The following is a 17,557-nucleotide window of genomic DNA, read 5'->3' as shown; positions in this document are numbered from 1 at the left end:
CAAAGTATTTTGTCAATTCAATTCGATTCAAACAATCGCGACCGTAAAGCCTCTCGTGTTTCTTCTATATATAATCAGCTTGCACACTACTTCCAAACGTCCTCTTGTCTATTGCTTTCCATCCTGCTATTGCTTTTTTCAACCGATGCCTTATATTAGGTATTACCTAATATTATTAGTTATTGACTAATATTCTGTTGAAGAGACTGAAATAAACGAAAGGTGGGTTTGGCATGCTTGTGTGGATGCTGCGAAAAGTTATGGCAGACAGAGGCATCTGGTCCGGTGCGGCACTCGCCCGTCTGTTGAAGGAAAAAGCGGGCTACCATATTTCCGCTCCATCGATCAGCGCTTTGCTCAATGGTCAGCCCAAGCAGATGAAAGCGGACACGCTCGACGCTTTATGTACGGCTCTGGATTGCACCCCGAATGATCTGTGGGTCCATACTCCATCCAAATGCAAAGGAGCTTAAATAACCCCAGCGGAGGATAACGATGGCAGAAAAAACAATCGTCCCTTTTGGAGAGCCGATTCTCCGAAAGGTCGCAAAGCCGGTAGTAGATTTCAACGATAGACTCGCCAAATTGGTAGATGATATGGTAGATACCTTGTACGCCGCAGAAGGCAGAGCAGGGCTGGCTGCGCCACAAATCGGAATTTTAAAAAGAGTGGTTGTCATGGATTGCGGGGATGGCTTGATCGAGCTGATTAATCCCGAAATCCTCGAAAGTCATGGCGAACAAATCGGTCCAGAAGCCTGCTTATCTTTACCCGGGTATTCCGGCATCGTCAAGCGAAGCAATTACGTAAAAGTGAAGAGCAACACACGCACAGGGGAGAGCTTCCTTCTTGAAGCAGAAGACTACCTGGCTCGCTGCATTCAGCATGAAATCGATCATTTAGATGGCATCCTTTATGTGGACCGCATCGAAGGCACCAGCTTTTTTCATGATCGCTCCAAGCGAAAAGCGAACCTATTGGAAGTCTTGAGGCTTACGAATCGAAACCTGTAGTCACAGCTCTCCTTGCTTTGGACGTGAAAAAATCCACCTGATTCCTCAGCGTGGATTTTTCTGCTTTTATGGCTGACATGCTTGCATGTTGTGACTTGGCAACGTTCTCCCCATTTTGGGCTGGATGAAAAGGGCTGCTGCTTTCAGCTTTTCTGCATCAACTCCGGTCTTCATTCCCATCCCGTCCAGCATGTACAACAGATCATCGGTAGCCAGATTGCCAGATGCCCCTGGCGCATACGGACATCCGCCGAGACCGCCGACAGAGCTGTCAAAGGTCGACATGCCCATCGCTATGGATGTCAGGACATTCGCCATCGCCATGCCCCGCGTATCGTGAAAATGCATCGCCAGTGATTCCGCATCAAAGCGACTGAGCAGTACCGTCAGCACTTCGTGTACCTGTCTTGGATTCGCTACCCCGATCGTATCACCTAACGATACTTCACGTACGCCCATCTCAAACAAGGCTTCTGTGACGCGGATGACATTTTCTACAGGAACCGCGCCTTCATACGGGCAACCAAACACCGTCGAGACATACCCCCGGACACTTTTGCCCGCTGCGAGCGCATCTCGCGCCGTCTCCGCGAGAATCGGCAGCGTCTCCGCAATCGACTTGTTAATATTGCTTTGATTGTGCGCTTCACTGGCTGACAAAAAGATAGATACCTCGTCTATATTGGCGGCAAGCGCCCGTTCCAGACCGCGGGCATTGGGGACAAGCGCTGCATACGTGACTCCTGGTACCCGCTCGATACCTTGGGCTACCTCAACCGCATCCGCGAGCGCCGGAATCCACTTCGGATGGACAAAGGACGTAATTTCAATATAGGACAAGCCAGTGTGCGAGAGCTGATTGATCCACGCGATTTTGTCCTCCGTATCCACAAAGACCGATTCATTTTGCAAGCCGTCTCGTGGTCCCACTTCCTTGATGTTAATAGATCGCGGTTCGATCCTCATGTCATCATCACGCTCCCAACAATTTTGTCATCATGTACGTGGAGCCGTAAAAAATCATGAACTGTACACCGGAGCTAACACCGAGTACACGGTTCAACAGTCCGCCAACAGTTGCCATCGTCAAAGTTAGCATGATCCCAACCAACCCTGCCTCATGGAAGGCAAGCAGACATGCAAGTCCGATAAACATCCCGACAATCGCTTCCTGGCTGATGTGCTTCATGACAAATACGGTAGCTGTACGCGCATAGTTCATCGCAAACGGATAAGCAATGATCGACGCGATGACCAGACCAATCAATCCGTAGAGGAAAAACTCCCATGGTGTCAGCATATTATGCAGGTTGTTAACCGGATCACTCGTAAACACAGGCGGTGCATTAAATAACGGAGAAGCAGGTCCGAGTGCAACCGGGCTGAGTGGAATCCCGAATGCCAAAAGCGGAATGATCGCCTCTGCAATATAAGTGGACTCTGTTACCCCGTTCATCGCAGCCAGACTGGAGGTTGACTTTTTGTAAACGCCCTTGTTTCGCGAGCCGACAATCTCCCCCATCAGCGAGGTCATTCCCACTGGGCTAAAAGCAAACGTAAGCGAAGAAACAAAAGAGGTCGCTGCTGTATGAGCTGTCTGTCTGCCGGTCAGAACCTTAAACGGATTCGGGAAGAAGCCCTTCCAGCCCTTGACTTCTGGTGCCAGATGATACTCCTTTGGTGCAGAGCGAATGAGTGATTTTCTCGCACTCGACGACAGGGACACGAGAATATCGGAAAACATTGGGCCAATCGCGATCCCCAAAAAGAAGCTGATGCTCAAATGCTTCTCTACGACACTGAAGCTGAACGTGTCGATGCTTTTGATAAAGAAGGCAAACGGGATAATCATCAGGACGCTTACCCACTTGCCTTTGGAAAAATAGGCAATCAAAATCGCAGCAAGAGTAAAGATCAAGCCCGAAGCCGATTTGAAAAAGTCTGCGAACTGTCCGAGGAATTGCCCGAACAATACAGCTGTTGGCAGCGCGATGAAAGCACCAATCAAGCCACCGGACAGCATTTTGCGTAGCGCCACGTGAGGAACACCGAGTCTGCGCAGAGCGGACGCGTGGTCAATCAGTGGAACAGCTGTCGTATCTCCCGGCACCCCCATGAGGGCGGTCGGGATGGCGTGGGTCAAATGCTTGGATAAAACCGCTGCCATGAAGAAGGAAAAGACTGCCTCCGGCGGTGCACCAAGCAAAATAACCAGCAACGTAAACGGAACAATGATAGCGGTTTCATCTGTGCCTGAAACTAAACCGATCAACGTAAAGATCAGCGCACCTGCTAATGCGAACAAAATCGAAATCATTAATACGCTCATAGGTCTATCGCTCCCCGCTTCGCTTGAATGTTTCCAAAATCCCCAGCTCTTCCATCTCTTTTTTCGTCACGGGGTCGTTTTTGATCAGCTCATACTCTGACTTGGCATCCGCTTGCAAATCTTGCAAAATCTCTTCCAAGCCTTCTGAGGAGGTCTCCTCTTCCATCAAGATGCGGCTTGGCTTAAACAGCCTGGAACAAATAATGAGGGCGATCACACTCCCGCCGATACCAAGCAGCAAAGAGTACGAGGAGACCATTTTTGCCTCAGCGATCTGGGGAAAAATGCTTTTCCCCAGAAAGTAGCCGCCGATACTGGCGACAATGCTAATGATGACCGACAACAAAATACGCGAAGGAACAACTGTATCTCCCAAAATCTCAATGTACTCTTGCTTGGACGTGTTCACTTGCGCTTCTTTCATGACCGCTTCAGTTTTCATTCGCAACCCCCGCCTGCAATTGTTTTGTGAGCTCCAAAATGCGATCGTACCGAACGTCTTTTTCCAAAATCGCCTGCTTCACTACTTGATCAATCTGATCGTCATGGGCCCCAGCCATCATCGCCAGATTGCGCGCGTGCAGAGCCATGTGCCCTTTTTGAATTCCTTCGGCAGCAAGCGCACGCATGGCTGCCAGGTTTTGCGCGAGGCCAACTGCGGCAATCGTTCCTGCCAGTTCTTCTGCGTTTTGGATATCCATCACTTTGAGCGCCATGCGCGCTGTCGGGTGCGATTTAGTCGCTCCTCCTACAATCCCTACCGCCATAGGTAGCTCTATGGTTCCTACGAGATTGCCGTCATGGTTGGTTTCCCAACGAGTCAAGGATCGGTAGCGTCCGGATACAGCTGCATAAGCATGTGCGCCTGCCTCCACAGCGCGCGTGTCGTTTCCAGTCGCCAGTACGACAGCAGAAATTCCGTTCATGATGCCCTTGTTATGTGTCGTCGCACGATATGGGTCACATTCTGCAAATTCGTAAGCACGGATAATGTTACGAACAACCTCGGCACCGCCTAATTCCTCTACGGCGAAAACGGCTCTGGCACGTACAAGTCGACGATCCGCCAGATTTGAAATAATACGCAGTACAACTCGCCCACCTGTTACTTCTTCTATGTATGGCGCAACCGCCTCTGCCATCGTGTTTACCGCATTAGCTCCCATCGCGTCACGAGTATCGACCAGCAGATGGATCACCAGCATTGATTCTTTTGCACGCTCAATGACATGGACCTCCACATCGATAGCTCCTCCGCCGAGCGACACGAGCGTAGGATCTTTGGCATTACAGCGATCGAGAATGCCTTGCTTGTTTTCGTAGATGCGAGCCATTGCTCCATATGGATCTGACAAATCCACAACCTGAATTTGTCCACGCATAATCGACCCGCTCAGTGAGGTAAAAAATCCGCCCAGCTCATATGAGGTACGCGCTGCATTGCTTGCTGCCGCAACGACGGACGCTTCTTCTGTCGCCATTGTAACAAAGCGGTCAACCCCATTAATCTTGAAATTTGTGGCAATCCCCAGTGGAATCGACATGACGCCAACTGCATTTTCAATCATGGCATTTGCGCTTTTGAGCGGAAACGGAGTAGCCCCGCTGAGGATTAGCTTTTCTTCCTCACTCAGTTGTCTTGCATCTGCAACCAGATTCAGCCGTTCCTCTGGAGATAGTTTGTAAAAACCGGATACGCGACTCGTACTCATTGTGCATTCTCCTACTCTATGATGATTTGTGCTGGCCCTATCATTTTTTGTTCTCCTAATCGAGCGCTCGATTTGTAAAACGCTTTCAAAAAAGATAACAATTCCACTCAATCATGTTTCTTTTTATTCAACTTTGTTGAATGACCATATACTACTACATGTTGCACTGCTCTGTAAATGGGGATGATTCAAAATTTTTCACGAGATCGGGTTGAGAGACGATGCCGAGGGAAGCCGAGGGAAGGACAATTTACCGCACCTGCCAATGAAAAGGTACGGTAAACATCGCGTGAGTCATGCTAATCGAGGGTTGTTCTGCTAGAAAAAGTCAGGCTAGGTGGACGGCTGAATGAACACACTCAGCACCTTGGCTTCCTGATCGCCATGGGGGAGAAAAATATGCGGCTTGCTGCCCGAAAAATAAGCGGTGTCGCCTTCTTCGAGGATATGCTTGTCTCCGTCGTAATACAAAACGATGGCTCCACTTACGATATAAATAAACTCTTCTTCCGGATGGGTGAACGGCTCTGTTGTATCAATATCCAACGGAACGGTAACAAGCACAGGCTCAATTTTACTGAACCGCGAGCGGTTTGCGAGTGTTTCGTACAAATAGCCCATTTCCTTGCTGCCGATTTTGGAGGTGCGTTTGTTTTGAGGGGACAGAACCAGATGCTCCTCGCGATTTTCTTCGAGAAACCACGCCAGCGGAGTCTTCAAGTGATCGGCAATCTTTGATAGTGTCGCAACAGCTGAGGCGGTTTGACCGTTTTCTATTTTGGAAAGAAGACTTTTTGTGAACCCACAACGGTCAGCGAGCTCCTGTTGTGTGAAGCCTTGGCTAAGTCTTGCTTTCCTGATTCTTTTCCCAATTTCTGATAGATCGATGACAACCATCCCCTTCTTCCGTTGTTCACTCATTGATTATACCGACTCATGATTGATCGATCAACAAAGTTGAACGAAATTCAATCATCCCAGTGCATCAATCAACAAAAAGAAAGCCTCCCGTTGAAAGTGGAGGCAATTCGTTTCACTATTTTTTATTTTGCAACAACATTTTTTATTTATGATTGTCTCTTTACGGAATTAATATAATTAAAAATGACATTTACTGACTATCCAGCGAAAAGCTACAACAAGGGTCACCATTGACGATAGTAAAGCTACTATTTTTTTAGTTTTTAGCGTCATTTTTTTTCGCCTTTCACCGTAATAAATTGAAAGACTGCTTTACTTTTCTTGCAAGGCTTCTATGAGAAGGGAAGCATAATACCTGCTGCCGTCCGGCTTTAAATGCACCCCGTCTTTATAGAAATAATCTCCTTTCCCTTCACTGGCTGCGTACCAGTCTAAAACTTTTGCATTACTGAATTCACTGACGACTTCCTTGATAGTCGAATTAACCGTATCTTGCCATCCTTTGGGAACTCTGGTTGTTACCACCAAAACCATTTTGGCCTCAGAAAGTGATGTTAACAAATTGCGAAGGTAATCTTTCTTGAAAGGCCCGTTTGTACCGAGTTCAATAATGATGTGGTCACCTAATTTCCCTTGCTTTCCTAATTCATTAACAACATCCTTGGCTTGAGACATTTGTCTGCCGACCTTTCCCTCCACCGTGATTTTGGGTAGCTTTTCCTTCAGATACGGTTCGATTCCCATCATTACGGAATCCCCGATGACAGTGATCCCTTCCCCATCGAGTGGCTCTGCTTTCTTGATTTCAGTCTCGTTCGAAATCATCTCAGAGTTCTGTGGGTGCGGGGAATGTATGGCATTATTCTGATGTGATTCAGATTGTTGGCCTTTTACTTCTATCTTTTCAGGCGTTTCTGAGGTCTCGGCACGGAGATCCAGAAATCCTACAACAAAAATTAAGATGACGAACACCCATATCTTCCATACTTGTCTTTTCCTCATTCCCTTTCTTATCTTCATTTCCATTTCATCCTTTCATTTTGGAATTCATTCGAAATTTCTCTCAGGTTATTATTTACGTTATTTTGCCATTTTTTAGTCACCTGTGTCCTTTGAATTACCCCCTCCTTCATCAGAAGGGTCGCCGATTGGAATGTTTCCTGATTGATAGCAGGTATATCCGAATCAGGCTGGGGCTTAGTTGTTTTCATACTCCATAACACAAGTATAAAGACGAGGATCATCAATGCTAATCCGCTTATGATTTGCCCATGTTACGCTTGCGAACGAGATTAAGATGTGCCCCGAAATTTCCCCGGCGGATCGGCTCTTCGACATACTTGTATGATAAAGCTGACAGGATTACACTCATGGTTATTTGCAGCAGAATTTGTGTGAAACCAAGCCCCCCAGTATTGACTGTCGGACTCGATAGTACAATGACTGGATAATGCCATATATAGAGGCTATAAGATCGCTTCCCAATCCAGGTCAGAGGTTGGCATGCCATGATTTTCCCTAGTCGGCTGGCTGGATGCGCCAACACTGCAATGACAGCTGCGGTGACAAAAGACACATAAAGAAAACCGAACTGGTATAGCCAATCATCGTATTCATTCGAACGACCTATCAGGATAAGTAAAATAAAGATTCCTAACACACCGTTGATATCAAGCAACGCTCTAGCAAAAGGGGAAATCCTGTCACTCAACTTCCAGCTCGGCCAGACGACCGCCAATGCTGCTCCAATCAGGATAGCGAATGCTCGGGTGTCCGTCCCGTAATACACTCTACTTGGATCCATTCCCAGCTCATACATTACTGCCATTGCAATAGCGGATATGGAAGCCACTAAAAGAATGGACAGCATTAGTTTTCCTCGACGTGGCACTAGTTTTAAGCCAATCAAGAGTGCAACTGGCCAAACTAAGTAAAACTGTTCCTCAATGGAAAGCGACCAAAGATGTCCAATTGGAGATGCTGGACCGAAACTCTCAAAATAGGAAACTTCATGAAAGATGAGATACCAGTTATTCATGTAAAAAAGTGATGAGAGAAAATCACCCTCCAATGCTTGAAGTCTGGAAAAATCCGTGATCATCAGCCATAATGCTACCAACAAAAGCATGCAAACCATGGCAGGCAACAGTCTACGTATTCTTCTCATCCAGAAATTCAAGATCGATAATCTATTTTTTGTTTTGTACTCCAATATGATCTGATCCGTAATAAGGTAGCCAGATAGTACAAAGAAAATCCCTACTCCCAACAGCCCACCTTGAGCCCACTTCAAATCGAGGTGGTAACCAATCACAGCCAGGACAGACATTGCTCGTATGCCGTCTAATCCAGGAATATAGCGTTTCCTCGGTCGGTTTTGTTCCCCATTCATTATGATTCATTCCTTGTCTGTTTATGGGCTTGTGCCTTTCTCTATTACAATATAGTGGCTAGATGTTGCTAAGGTTTGATGAAGATGTAAACAAGTTGTCACACCGAGTGAAGGGCTTTGATAACAAAAACAACCTTATCCGGATGATGATCCGAAATAAGGTTGCTTGGAGTGAACAAGGTTATTCAAATTCTAAGATAAATGACTGCCCTTCCGTGGAATCGGTTTGCCCCTGAATGAATAGTTTTTTATTGTCGAGGCTCCAGTACATATTTGTAGGCACAATCCCATGGTAAACGGGTTCATTATACAAAACATTTCTTCCCTGCAATTTTCCTACATAAATGATATTTTCACCATCCAATGAGTAAGCAATGCTTTTTTTGTCAGGGGAGAGTTTAAATGTAGAAATTCTTTCTAAAATTACGGAGAGTGCGCCGTTTCGCCGATCATATTCGTATAATGTTCCATCATATCCGAGGAATACAAACTGATCGTTACTAATCCATGCATTCTGCTTTCCTCCGAACTCACGAGTGAACCGTTTCTCCACTTTGTTATCAGTGATTTCTCCCAATAGAATAGATCTTTTTCTACTTTGATCAATATGTTCAGGAAACATTGTAAATAATACGCCGCGGCCATCATCTGAAACATTCATACTTATGGGTGTATCTTCTCTAGCAAAATCCTTTAATTCATAGATCTTGGAAGTCCGTGACTTCATATCATATAGTCGGAGATTGTTTTTCTCCCTTCCAGAAGAATCGAACGTTAAGTACCCCAGGTACCTACTATTATCAGACCATGATATATCTTGCACATATATCGGGTAACTGAATTTGGCTATCTCCGTTTCTTTCCCATCCTCCAATGAAAGCAGCTTCAAGTTTACGCCCGAATTGGACCAGGAAATCTCGCAGAGATGTTTTCCATCCGGAGAAAGAATCATTTGAGAGTCATCAATTTTTACCTCGGAGATGATCTGGTTTTGCTTAAATGGATAGGCCAAACTTTTCAATTCTATCCGTTCAGGCATGCTTCCCATCTTGAATGAAGCAACGACCGAATCAGATGAGGACCAGCCTAACAAATCACCTAAACTTGTAAATTCATAAGGGAGCCGATAAATCTTCTTAACTTGAAATGGACCGGAAGTCTGATCCACATTATTTATTTCCTCCTGTCTGGAAATAATAATGGTTTCAGTTTGCGGTCCTGCACTACATCCTGACAGCAGCGTAACTAACAAAGACAGAGTCCCTGACCATACTATCCATTTTTTATTAGTCATAAGCTCTTCTCCGCTTCCATCATTTTCAAACAGTCAAATTCCACAGTAACAATCGTATGTTCATGTTGACTAACCATGGAAATCGAACCATTACATTCGTCAACAATGGACTTGACAATACTAAGACCAAGCCCTACGCTGCCCTTTTCTAAATCCTTTGAGTGAGCTAAGTAGAAGGGTTGAAAAAGTCTGGAAAGCTGTTCAACGTCGATCGGATCGCTTGGATTTTCAAAAATAAGACGGATTTTCCCGTCAACATGAAGTCCCTTCACCGTTATTTTCGAGAAGGATAAACTGTATTTGATCGCATTATCAAGCAAATTAATAAAGAGTTGGCGTATCCTGTCTCCTTGAGCGAATACGATTAATTCTTTATCGATGTCATACGTTATACTTTTTTTGTATCGTTGAGCGCGAATGCTCATCGATTCACAGACGTCCTGAAGGATATGTCCAGCATCGACTTTGTCTAACTCATTCTTCGTGACATTATTACGTGAGACTTCAAGCAATTTCAATACCATTGCATGTAGGCGCTTGCTTTCTTCTATAATATGATTGATTCCCTTTTCAAAGAAGATTCGGTCACTCTCACCGTTTGCTCGAATTAACTCGGCATATCCTAGAATCGAGGTTAATGGCGTCTTGAGCTCGTGGGTGACATTGTCAAAGAAAAGCTTCTCCTGTTTATGGAGCTCCTTGAGATGATCGCGATCCCTTTTGATAATGTTGATTTGTCTACTGATTTGATCGATCATGTCATTAAAATTGTCAGCTAGTCGACCAATTTCATCCTTTCGTTTAAACCGGATGCGAACGTCCAGATTACCGTTTTTTACCTCGGTAGAGGCCAGGGTAAGTTTGCCAAGTGGGAGGGTGATATGTCTTGAAAGAATATACGAAAACAAAAATGCCGCCGCGAAAATCGCAAGCGTAATGTAGAGGGTACTTTCCAAGATTTGTCCACTTTGTTGATAAAGCAGGCTAACATCTTTAAAAAAGCGTAATATACCAACTTTTGATCCATCAATGACAACGGGATAAGAAAAAAGGACGGAGGTTTTATCATCATCATAACTAATACTATAGGCTGTCTTGCCATGAATCGCCTCTTGTAAATCATTTTTATTCGACTGTGAAAACTTGGACTTGTCCGAAGCATACAGTAATTCGCCATCGATTGTGTACACGCCGACGCTACTACCAGTGGCATGATTGAGGGTGTTTCCCATTTCCTCAGCCATCTCGCCAAAATATAGTTCATCACTCGTGAAATGGTTAATCAGGAACGCTTGACGTACGTACATGTTGCTGTTGCTTTTAAGCCCCTCTAATTCTGATGTAATGATATTCTGATTATTTGTCCGAATGAGCTCCTTAACCGTTTGATTAAGCACAAGAAAAGAAACAGAAAAAATGAGAATAAATCCAACAAGAAATTTAATGCTGATTTTATTCATCTTTCTTATCCACCCGTTTTTTGAACTTGTATCCAATTCCGAATACAGTCGTAATGAATTCGGAAGCATCCAGCTTTTTACGAAGTCTTTGTATGTGAGTATCAACGGTACGGGTGTCTCCGACAAAATGATATCCCCATACTATGTCAAGCAATTCCGAGCGAGTAAAGGTTTTTCCTTGATTCCTGATCAATATCATGAGCAAGTCAAATTCTTTAGGTGTTAATTCAACCGTTTGCTTGTTTTTTTGGACGAGTCGTTCCTCTAGATTGATTTCGATATCTTGAAAACAAATGATGTCTTTTTTCACCTCGTCTTTATCACCACTGCTTGCTTGGTCAACTCGTCGAAGAATCGTCCGGATGCGTGCAAGCACTTCACGAAGATCAAAAGGTTTTGTAATGTAATCATCTGCACCGAATTCAAGACCTAGAACTTTGTCTGTTATGTCTGATTTCGCAGTAATCATAAAGATCGGAATGTTATATTCTGCGGTTACCTTCTTGCAAATATCCAGACCGCTTTGGTCAGGTAGCATCCAATCAAGCAGCAATAAATCGGGTTGAAACAACTGGAGTTCTCTCGTTCCTGCTGCTCCATTTGTCGCGATACGCGTTAGAAATCCCTCTTTTGAAAGTCCGTATGAAAGTAAATCTGCAATCGGAGCATCGTCTTCGATAATGAGAATTTTAGCGTTATTCATAATGGCTCCTATCTCTTTTCTTGCACGAATGCTTATGATATATACCCATGACATTGATACTAATGTTAAAGATTTGTCTGTAAATAATCAATCCCAATGGATGGCAGCGAGTGGCGTAACCCGTACCGCCAACTCTTCAGCCTGTTCCTTCATTGAACATCAAAGAAGAGCTGTGTTTGTGCAGCTCCTCAAAATTAACCCCACTTAGCGTTGAGATATGTGGGAAAAAGTATTGCAGCTGCCTCCCAAGTTTATGGAGATGTGTCCTCCTGTACAGTTTTGAGCACTGTTAAGGATGACTGTCTACCTGGACGCCGGTATTGTTCGGGAGGCGCTAAACACCCGGTCGAAATGTCGCATCAATGTCTCAAGCGGACCATTGGGCAGCCACGCGATTAACAACCCAGTCACTAGCGTTACCGCCACGACGAGCACGTCCCTTAAAGGGATTCCCTCAAGACTATTTTCAATCCCCGCATGTTTGAGAAACCATATCACGATGAACTGAGCCGCATACATCGTAAACGCCACGCGTCCGACTGCCGCAAAAGGCACCAGCAGCACGGAAGAGATTATCTTCGGCACGAGGCATACCAGTCCCAGTACCAGGAGTGCGAGCCCTAGCCCAATTAGCGTCTGAAATGTCGATGCAGTGTGCGGAGCAGCACTGAGAAGCATTTGCCACAGCGGTGGTTCCGTGTTGAGCGGCCAAATTGCATACAGGTCCGGCTGGTAGCCCATGGGTACGACGCCTTGAACGCGAACCAGCCACGCCTCGAAGGAAGGACGTAGTCCAGGAAGAACGAAAGCGTCCAGCACTTTACCGCCGACGAACATGATAATACCGCCGACCGCGAGCGAGAGTGCAGTACTTATCTTGGTTAGATCAAGGCGCCCGATCGCCATTCCTGCGACGAAAGCGGGGGCAAGTGCGAGAGCAGACATTGGGCCGCCAGCAATATCAGAAAGAAGGTACGCTTCCGATAGGAGGCTCATACCAAGAATCATCAGCGGTGGGGCTATCACAGTCAAAGCGGCTGCTGTCGTAACAAGCACGCGCGTTGAACGATGAACCAGAACCAACGCAAGCACGAACATTGCCGCATAGGCGGGCAAGATCACCCCGTATCCGGTATTCAGCATGATGAGCAGATACCCAATCACATCGATGAACACAGCGCGAGCGAGCATTCTTGCCCGTAACGAGGTCATCTCCGTTTCTCGATCCTTCATACGTTGCGCCATAATCGAGTAGGAAATGCCTCCACAGAGCACAAAGAGTAACGTTGTGTTCCCAGAGACGATTGCACCAATTCTCTCGTTTTGCCCGAAGTGCTGCAAATACATCCCTATGACTGCCAAACCCCGCGCTGCATCAAGCGCCACAAGACGCCCCGTCGATTTGCCTGCAACCGCATTATTTCTCAGTCTGTTGTTTTCATGTTTACTGCCAGACTCGTCCAACAGCTTGCTACTGACTGACAATTAGTACTCCTCCTCAAAATGGATATTTCGTTAGGTGTGTGTGACTTCATGCTTATTCCACTATAGAGGGCAGATGTCACTAAAATTTGATCAAGATGTAAACAAAATGTCACAACGGACGAATACCTATTTTATGATCAAACAAAAACAACCTTACTCCAGTCGGTTGACCGAAATAAGGTTGTACGCAAGAGAAGCGTTATTGATTTGTGCTAGTAGTACCTTTATCGCTGGCATGGATCGGAGAGTTGTTTAATTCGGAAATTTGATTGCTCCTCACATCCATTTCTCTTTGAAGTGTAGTGCGAACGGTAAGGAATTTTTCCCTATCCAAATACGTATATCCATCTTTCCAATAGCCACCGTTGTCTAGAGAGACTAGGGTAGAAGGTGTAATATCTATCAAGTCCATAGCAAGACCCATTATTTGATCTTTCGACAGGTCGGTCTGGAGATGTTCACCAGCTACTTCCAGCAGCTTGAATAGTTTTGGCAGTTCGTCCAGAGAAGTCAGCTTATCAGTCATTACCTTAATCACCTCTTGCTGACGGCGGTTGCGGTCGAAGTCGCTCGAATAATATTTGACACCACGACTGTCTTCACGGTGGCGAACGTAGTCTAACGCCTGATCGCCGTTTAACACTTGCAACCCGGGGTTAAGATCGATATTGGTGCCATCGGTTGGGTCGTTGTAGTACAACTTGCGGTCTACATCCACTTCAACGCCACCCAGTTCGTCAATCACTGATCGGAACCCTTCAAAGTCAATGCTTATGTAATGCTCTATTGGAATTCCAAGCACGCCACTGAGTGTCTTTTTGACGAGCGTTTCACCCGTTTCTGTTGGTACCTGTCCGTTCCGCTCCGCCTGGCGCCGCTTAACTTCCCCTTTAGCGTAAACCGCATTGATCTTATGATATCCGCGGTAACCTTGAATTTTCACTCGCGTATCACGAGGTATGGAGACCATCGTCACTTTTTTTGTAGTAGGGTCAGCGACCGCCACGATCATAACATCCGTATTCATTGTACCTGTTTCCGGGCGGGTATCACGGCCAAGAATGACAAACGAGATTGGATTATCATTTTGAAAAGCTGTGTATACATCTGATTTCGGTGTATCTATCCCGCCATGTGCCAGCTCTGTTATTTTATTGAGGGTATGATTCACGTTCCAAATGACAGCCCCAGCAGTGCCGCAGATGCTCAGAAACAGCAAAAGCGCAACTAGTAGAATAATCCGACGCACATTCTTACGTCGAACAAGCTTTCTTTGCGTACGTTTAGAGAGGCGATCTCTCGCTACCGTATCTGGCATGTATGTCAATCTCCTTACATTCCTAATTGATAAACTATGTTATGCAATGTACGTAAAGACAAGATCCACTGATTGAATTACTTACACCCCCTGACCACTCCGAATATATAGCTCTTATGTCACGAAAGTTTGGCTTACTTGCAAACAAATTGTTAACAGAGGGATGAAGCTAAGTATTTATTGTGTTGATTTCCCCTTTCATAAAAATACAACCATATTTCGCTTGAATAACGAAACATGGCTGCTGAAAGTCCTTGTATTCCTAATTCACGTAATTCCCCCTGTTCTGCAAGCGTACATGGTGTCAAAACAACATGACACTTTCCCTAAACAGTTAATCTTAAACCCGACTATATAAAAAGTTAAAAAAAACCTGTTATGACAACGGTTTGTCATAACAGGTTTCAAATGTCATTTGTCACTCCTTATAATCTGGTGACAAGCTTAAATATAAGTAGTAACAACATTAATTATAAATCACAGGCCCATTCTAGCACCTGACTTCCATTGAGCGCCCATATCGTATGGGACACCGATAATCGCGACATCTGCATCCAACTGGTCCAAATCTGTACAAATAGGGTATTTTCCAAACGAACAGATTCCTGTATACGGCAAATTCAGTACTTGTTTTTCGCTTTTATCTACCATTGTTTACTCCTCCTCATTTTTGGCTTTCCCTTTTCGGTCCCATGCTCCTATCCAAAGACTCCTGTTGCTCCCTTCTGACTATCCCCTTTCGTTTTGCACTTGCCTCTCTCTTATAGCAATTCCGATGCCAAACCGATGAAGGTTATTGAAGAAAAATGTCGATTCCCGCCGTTGCAAGGGTTTTCAAGCCATTTATAAAAAAGGAGGAGGTTATTCACACTCATTCCTTGTCATTTTTGACTAACTCCTGTCCGAGGTACTTTCTGATTTTGCGGTTCGCTGTTGACTGGCTGATTCCTAATTTTTCTGCGAGCTTTACGCTGCTCGGATATTTTCTGTACATGCGCAGGATAAAATCCTTTTCGAGCATCTCCATGTAACCATCCAGTGTCAGCTCCTGGTCATGATCCCCCTGCTGCTGTTTTTGCCCTGTCATCTCTTCATCCCACTCGATGAGCTGATCGTTTGCAGTAATGATTGTTTTTTCAATGAAATGCCGCAGCTCTCGCACATTCCCTGGCCAATCCTGCTGGCTCAGCCACGACACCATGGCGGTCGAAAACTGCTTGTTCATTTTGTATTTCTGATTGATTTCGTCCGTCAGATCGTAAATGAGGGACACCATCTCTTCACGTCTTTCTCTGATGGGAGGGATCTTGATCTTGATCCCACGAATTCACCCTGTTCATCAAAAATGGGGTAGGCGGAAGCAACATTTTTTCTTCCCGTTTGGGTGTCTTGTATGACCGTTTCTTTATTTCTCGTTTTTAATACCATTGCGGTTACAGATGGTGCGAAAATCCCTTTGGCTTCGAGGTCGTAGACGTTTTGCTTGACCATTTCCTCTGCGGGGATTCCGAACATTTCTTTACAGGTAGGGCTGACAAAGATGACATTTCCTTTTGTATCAATCACAAAGATCTCGTCAAACGAGTTTTGAATGATATGTTTGAGAAAAACATCATGCTTGATTTCCATTGCTTGCACCACCTAGTCATTATTGATTATAGAATAGTCAAAAAAGACTAACTTGCCTAGAGGGGAGGGGAAACTGAGGGCGATTGTTGTCGTCGTGCTTTGGGGGAGGCGAGGAAAAAGGAGAAAAAAGCTCCAGATTCTTGGAACACTTGCTGGGAGGGCATTCCTGTCCGGCGTAATGAAAAAAGCGAAACCGCGTCCAAAAGTCGCCCTTTCAGGATGCCTCACAGAGGTGGACGCTTAAAAACGTGTTTCGCTTTTTTCATTACGCCTGGGCGGTGTTCCAAAGATCTTCGCTTTTTTCTCCTTTTTCCTCGGACCTGCTGTACTCGTCCTCGTGTTTTTAAAACGAGAATATCGGAAAACCTAGCCAGTGGCTCGCGGATGCGTACGAACCCCTTACGCGAATACGATTGTTTTATTGCCGTAGACGATGACTTTGTCTTCTGCGTGCCAGGAGATGGCTTGGGCGAGGACGTTTCGTTCTACGTGGCGTCCGGCTACTTTCAGGTCGGTTTCGTTTTGGCGATGGTTGACGCGGATGACGTCTTGCTCGATGATTGGGCCTTCGTCGAGATCGTTCGTGACGTAGTGAGCAGTGGCTCCGATTAGCTTTACGCCGCGGGTGAAGGCACGCTGGTACGGATTGGCCCCGATAAAGGCAGGCAGGAAAGAATGGTGGATGTTGATGATTTGGTTGGGATACTTCGCAATAAAGCGTGGGGAAAGAATCTGCATGTATCTCGCCAGCACGATGAAGTCTACTTTATCCTGCAAAAGTGCAAGCGCCGCACGCTCCGATTCTTCCTTGCTCTGCGATGACATCGGGATATGGTAAAAAGGAATCCCGTACGCTTCTACCATTTCCTTGGTGTCTGGATGGTTGCTGATGACCATCGGGATGTCCACAAGAATTTCTTTGGATTTCCAGCGCCATAGCAGCTCAACGAGGCAATGGTCCATCTTGGACACAAAAATAGCCATGCGCTTGATCTGCTTTTCCTTGCTGAGACGCCATTCCATCGGGTATTCCTCGGCCATGGCAGACAGATCCTGCTCAAGCTTCGGGTAGGCTTCAGGGAGCGCGTCCAAATCAAATTGAATCCGCATGAAAAACATGCCGTCACGCGAATCTGTCGTATGCTGATCGAATTGAACGATGTTGGCTTTGTAGCTGAAAAGCAGGTTGGATACTGCGGAGATGATGCCCAGACGCTCCGGGCAAGAAATTAAGAGTACAGCTCTGTTTTCGTTTTTCATCAGGTTGCGATCCATACTGGTTCCTCCGTTTTTTCAATTC

At 45.5% G+C, this 17,557-nt stretch carries 18 protein-coding genes; 2 read left to right on the top strand and 16 right to left on the bottom strand.

All coding sequences use genetic code 11. The features are described 5' to 3' along the window. Window positions 1–233: 233 nt before the first annotated feature. A complete protein-coding gene (locus SB752_RS07255; RefSeq protein ID WP_410715013.1) occupies window positions 234–473 on the top strand; it encodes a helix-turn-helix domain-containing protein in 240 nt (79 codons plus the stop codon). 22 nt (window positions 474–495) lie between these two features. Next, window positions 496–1,014: a peptide deformylase gene (gene def / locus SB752_RS07250; protein WP_410715012.1), complete on the top strand. Its 519-nt coding sequence runs from the start codon at window positions 496–498 to the stop codon at window positions 1,012–1,014. Window positions 1,015–1,080: 66 nt separating this feature from the next. Here the strand turns inward: def and SB752_RS07245 are convergent, their stop codons facing one another. The 16 genes from SB752_RS07245 to purU all read right to left on the bottom strand — a co-directional run bounded on the left by SB752_RS07245 (window position 1,081) and on the right by purU (window position 17,532). Beyond that, entirely contained in the window at window positions 1,081–1,980 is a 900-nt protein-coding gene (locus SB752_RS07245) for a hydroxymethylglutaryl-CoA lyase (RefSeq protein WP_410715011.1), read from the bottom strand. Window positions 1,981–1,987: 7 nt separating this feature from the next. Beyond that, window positions 1,988–3,343: a tripartite tricarboxylate transporter permease gene (locus tag SB752_RS07240; RefSeq protein ID WP_410715010.1), complete on the bottom strand. Its 1,356-nt coding sequence runs from the start codon at window positions 3,341–3,343 to the stop codon at window positions 1,988–1,990. Between the two features lie 4 nt (window positions 3,344–3,347). Further along, window positions 3,348–3,785 carry a hypothetical protein gene (locus SB752_RS07235; RefSeq protein ID WP_410715009.1) on the bottom strand — a complete coding sequence of 146 codons (438 nt, stop codon included), beginning with the start codon at window positions 3,783–3,785 and terminating at the stop codon, window positions 3,348–3,350. Beyond that, window positions 3,775–5,055: a hydroxymethylglutaryl-CoA reductase, degradative gene (locus SB752_RS07230; RefSeq protein WP_410715008.1), complete on the bottom strand. Its 1,281-nt coding sequence runs from the start codon at window positions 5,053–5,055 to the stop codon at window positions 3,775–3,777. Before SB752_RS07230 ends, SB752_RS07235 begins: the two co-directional genes overlap by 11 nt. 333 nt (window positions 5,056–5,388) lie before the next feature. Next, window positions 5,389–5,976, bottom strand: a complete 588-nt coding sequence (locus SB752_RS07225; protein ID WP_235615634.1) for a helix-turn-helix domain-containing protein — start codon at window positions 5,974–5,976, stop codon at window positions 5,389–5,391. Between the two features lie 312 nt (window positions 5,977–6,288). Beyond that, window positions 6,289–6,996: an SGNH/GDSL hydrolase family protein gene (locus tag SB752_RS07220; RefSeq protein WP_410715007.1), complete on the bottom strand. Its 708-nt coding sequence runs from the start codon at window positions 6,994–6,996 to the stop codon at window positions 6,289–6,291. A gap of 238 nt (window positions 6,997–7,234) precedes the next feature. Further along, window positions 7,235–8,368, bottom strand: a complete 1,134-nt coding sequence (locus tag SB752_RS07215; RefSeq protein WP_410715006.1) for an acyltransferase family protein — start codon at window positions 8,366–8,368, stop codon at window positions 7,235–7,237. Between the two features lie 181 nt (window positions 8,369–8,549). Beyond that, the gene (locus SB752_RS07210; RefSeq protein ID WP_410715005.1) at window positions 8,550–9,662 is read right to left on the bottom strand and encodes a beta-propeller domain-containing protein; all 1,113 of its coding nucleotides are present in this window, start codon (window positions 9,660–9,662) and stop codon (window positions 8,550–8,552) included. Beyond that, window positions 9,659–11,122 (bottom strand): ATP-binding protein, encoded by a 1,464-nt coding sequence (locus tag SB752_RS07205; RefSeq protein WP_410715004.1) that lies wholly within the window; start codon window positions 11,120–11,122, stop codon window positions 9,659–9,661. Before SB752_RS07205 ends, SB752_RS07210 begins: the two co-directional genes overlap by 4 nt. Further along, on the bottom strand, window positions 11,115–11,825 hold the full coding sequence (locus SB752_RS07200; protein ID WP_410715003.1) for a winged helix-turn-helix domain-containing protein: 711 nt from the start codon (window positions 11,823–11,825) through the stop codon (window positions 11,115–11,117). Before SB752_RS07200 ends, SB752_RS07205 begins: the two co-directional genes overlap by 8 nt. Before the next feature lie 303 nt (window positions 11,826–12,128). Next, window positions 12,129–13,310, bottom strand: a complete 1,182-nt coding sequence (locus SB752_RS07195; RefSeq protein WP_410715002.1) for a DUF418 domain-containing protein — start codon at window positions 13,308–13,310, stop codon at window positions 12,129–12,131. A 199-nt stretch (window positions 13,311–13,509) separates the two neighbouring features. Continuing rightward, window positions 13,510–14,628 (bottom strand): LCP family protein, encoded by a 1,119-nt coding sequence (locus SB752_RS07190; protein WP_410715001.1) that lies wholly within the window; start codon window positions 14,626–14,628, stop codon window positions 13,510–13,512. A 477-nt stretch (window positions 14,629–15,105) separates the two neighbouring features. Beyond that, on the bottom strand, window positions 15,106–15,279 hold the full coding sequence (locus SB752_RS07185) for a hypothetical protein (protein WP_410715000.1): 174 nt from the start codon (window positions 15,277–15,279) through the stop codon (window positions 15,106–15,108). Window positions 15,280–15,499: 220 nt separating this feature from the next. Beyond that, entirely contained in the window at window positions 15,500–15,904 is a 405-nt protein-coding gene (locus tag SB752_RS07180) for an AAA-type ATPase lid domain-containing protein (protein ID WP_410714999.1), read from the bottom strand. After that, window positions 15,880–16,257, bottom strand: a complete 378-nt coding sequence (locus SB752_RS07175; RefSeq protein WP_410714998.1) for a PAS domain-containing protein — start codon at window positions 16,255–16,257, stop codon at window positions 15,880–15,882. The genes SB752_RS07180 and SB752_RS07175 overlap by 25 nt, the downstream gene beginning before the upstream one ends. A 399-nt stretch (window positions 16,258–16,656) precedes the next feature. Continuing rightward, complete coding sequence (gene purU / locus SB752_RS07170; protein ID WP_410714997.1) at window positions 16,657–17,532, bottom strand: formyltetrahydrofolate deformylase; 876 nt, start codon at window positions 17,530–17,532, stop codon at window positions 16,657–16,659. Window positions 17,533–17,557: the final 25 nt, after the last annotated feature.

Origin of the sequence: Brevibacillus sp. SIMBA_040, assembly GCF_046535075.1 — a bacterium.
Classification (GTDB): Bacteria; Bacillota; Bacilli; order Brevibacillales; family Brevibacillaceae; genus Brevibacillus.
Note: the sequence above shows the minus strand (reverse complement) of the source record. Positions and strands in the feature narration are given on the sequence as shown.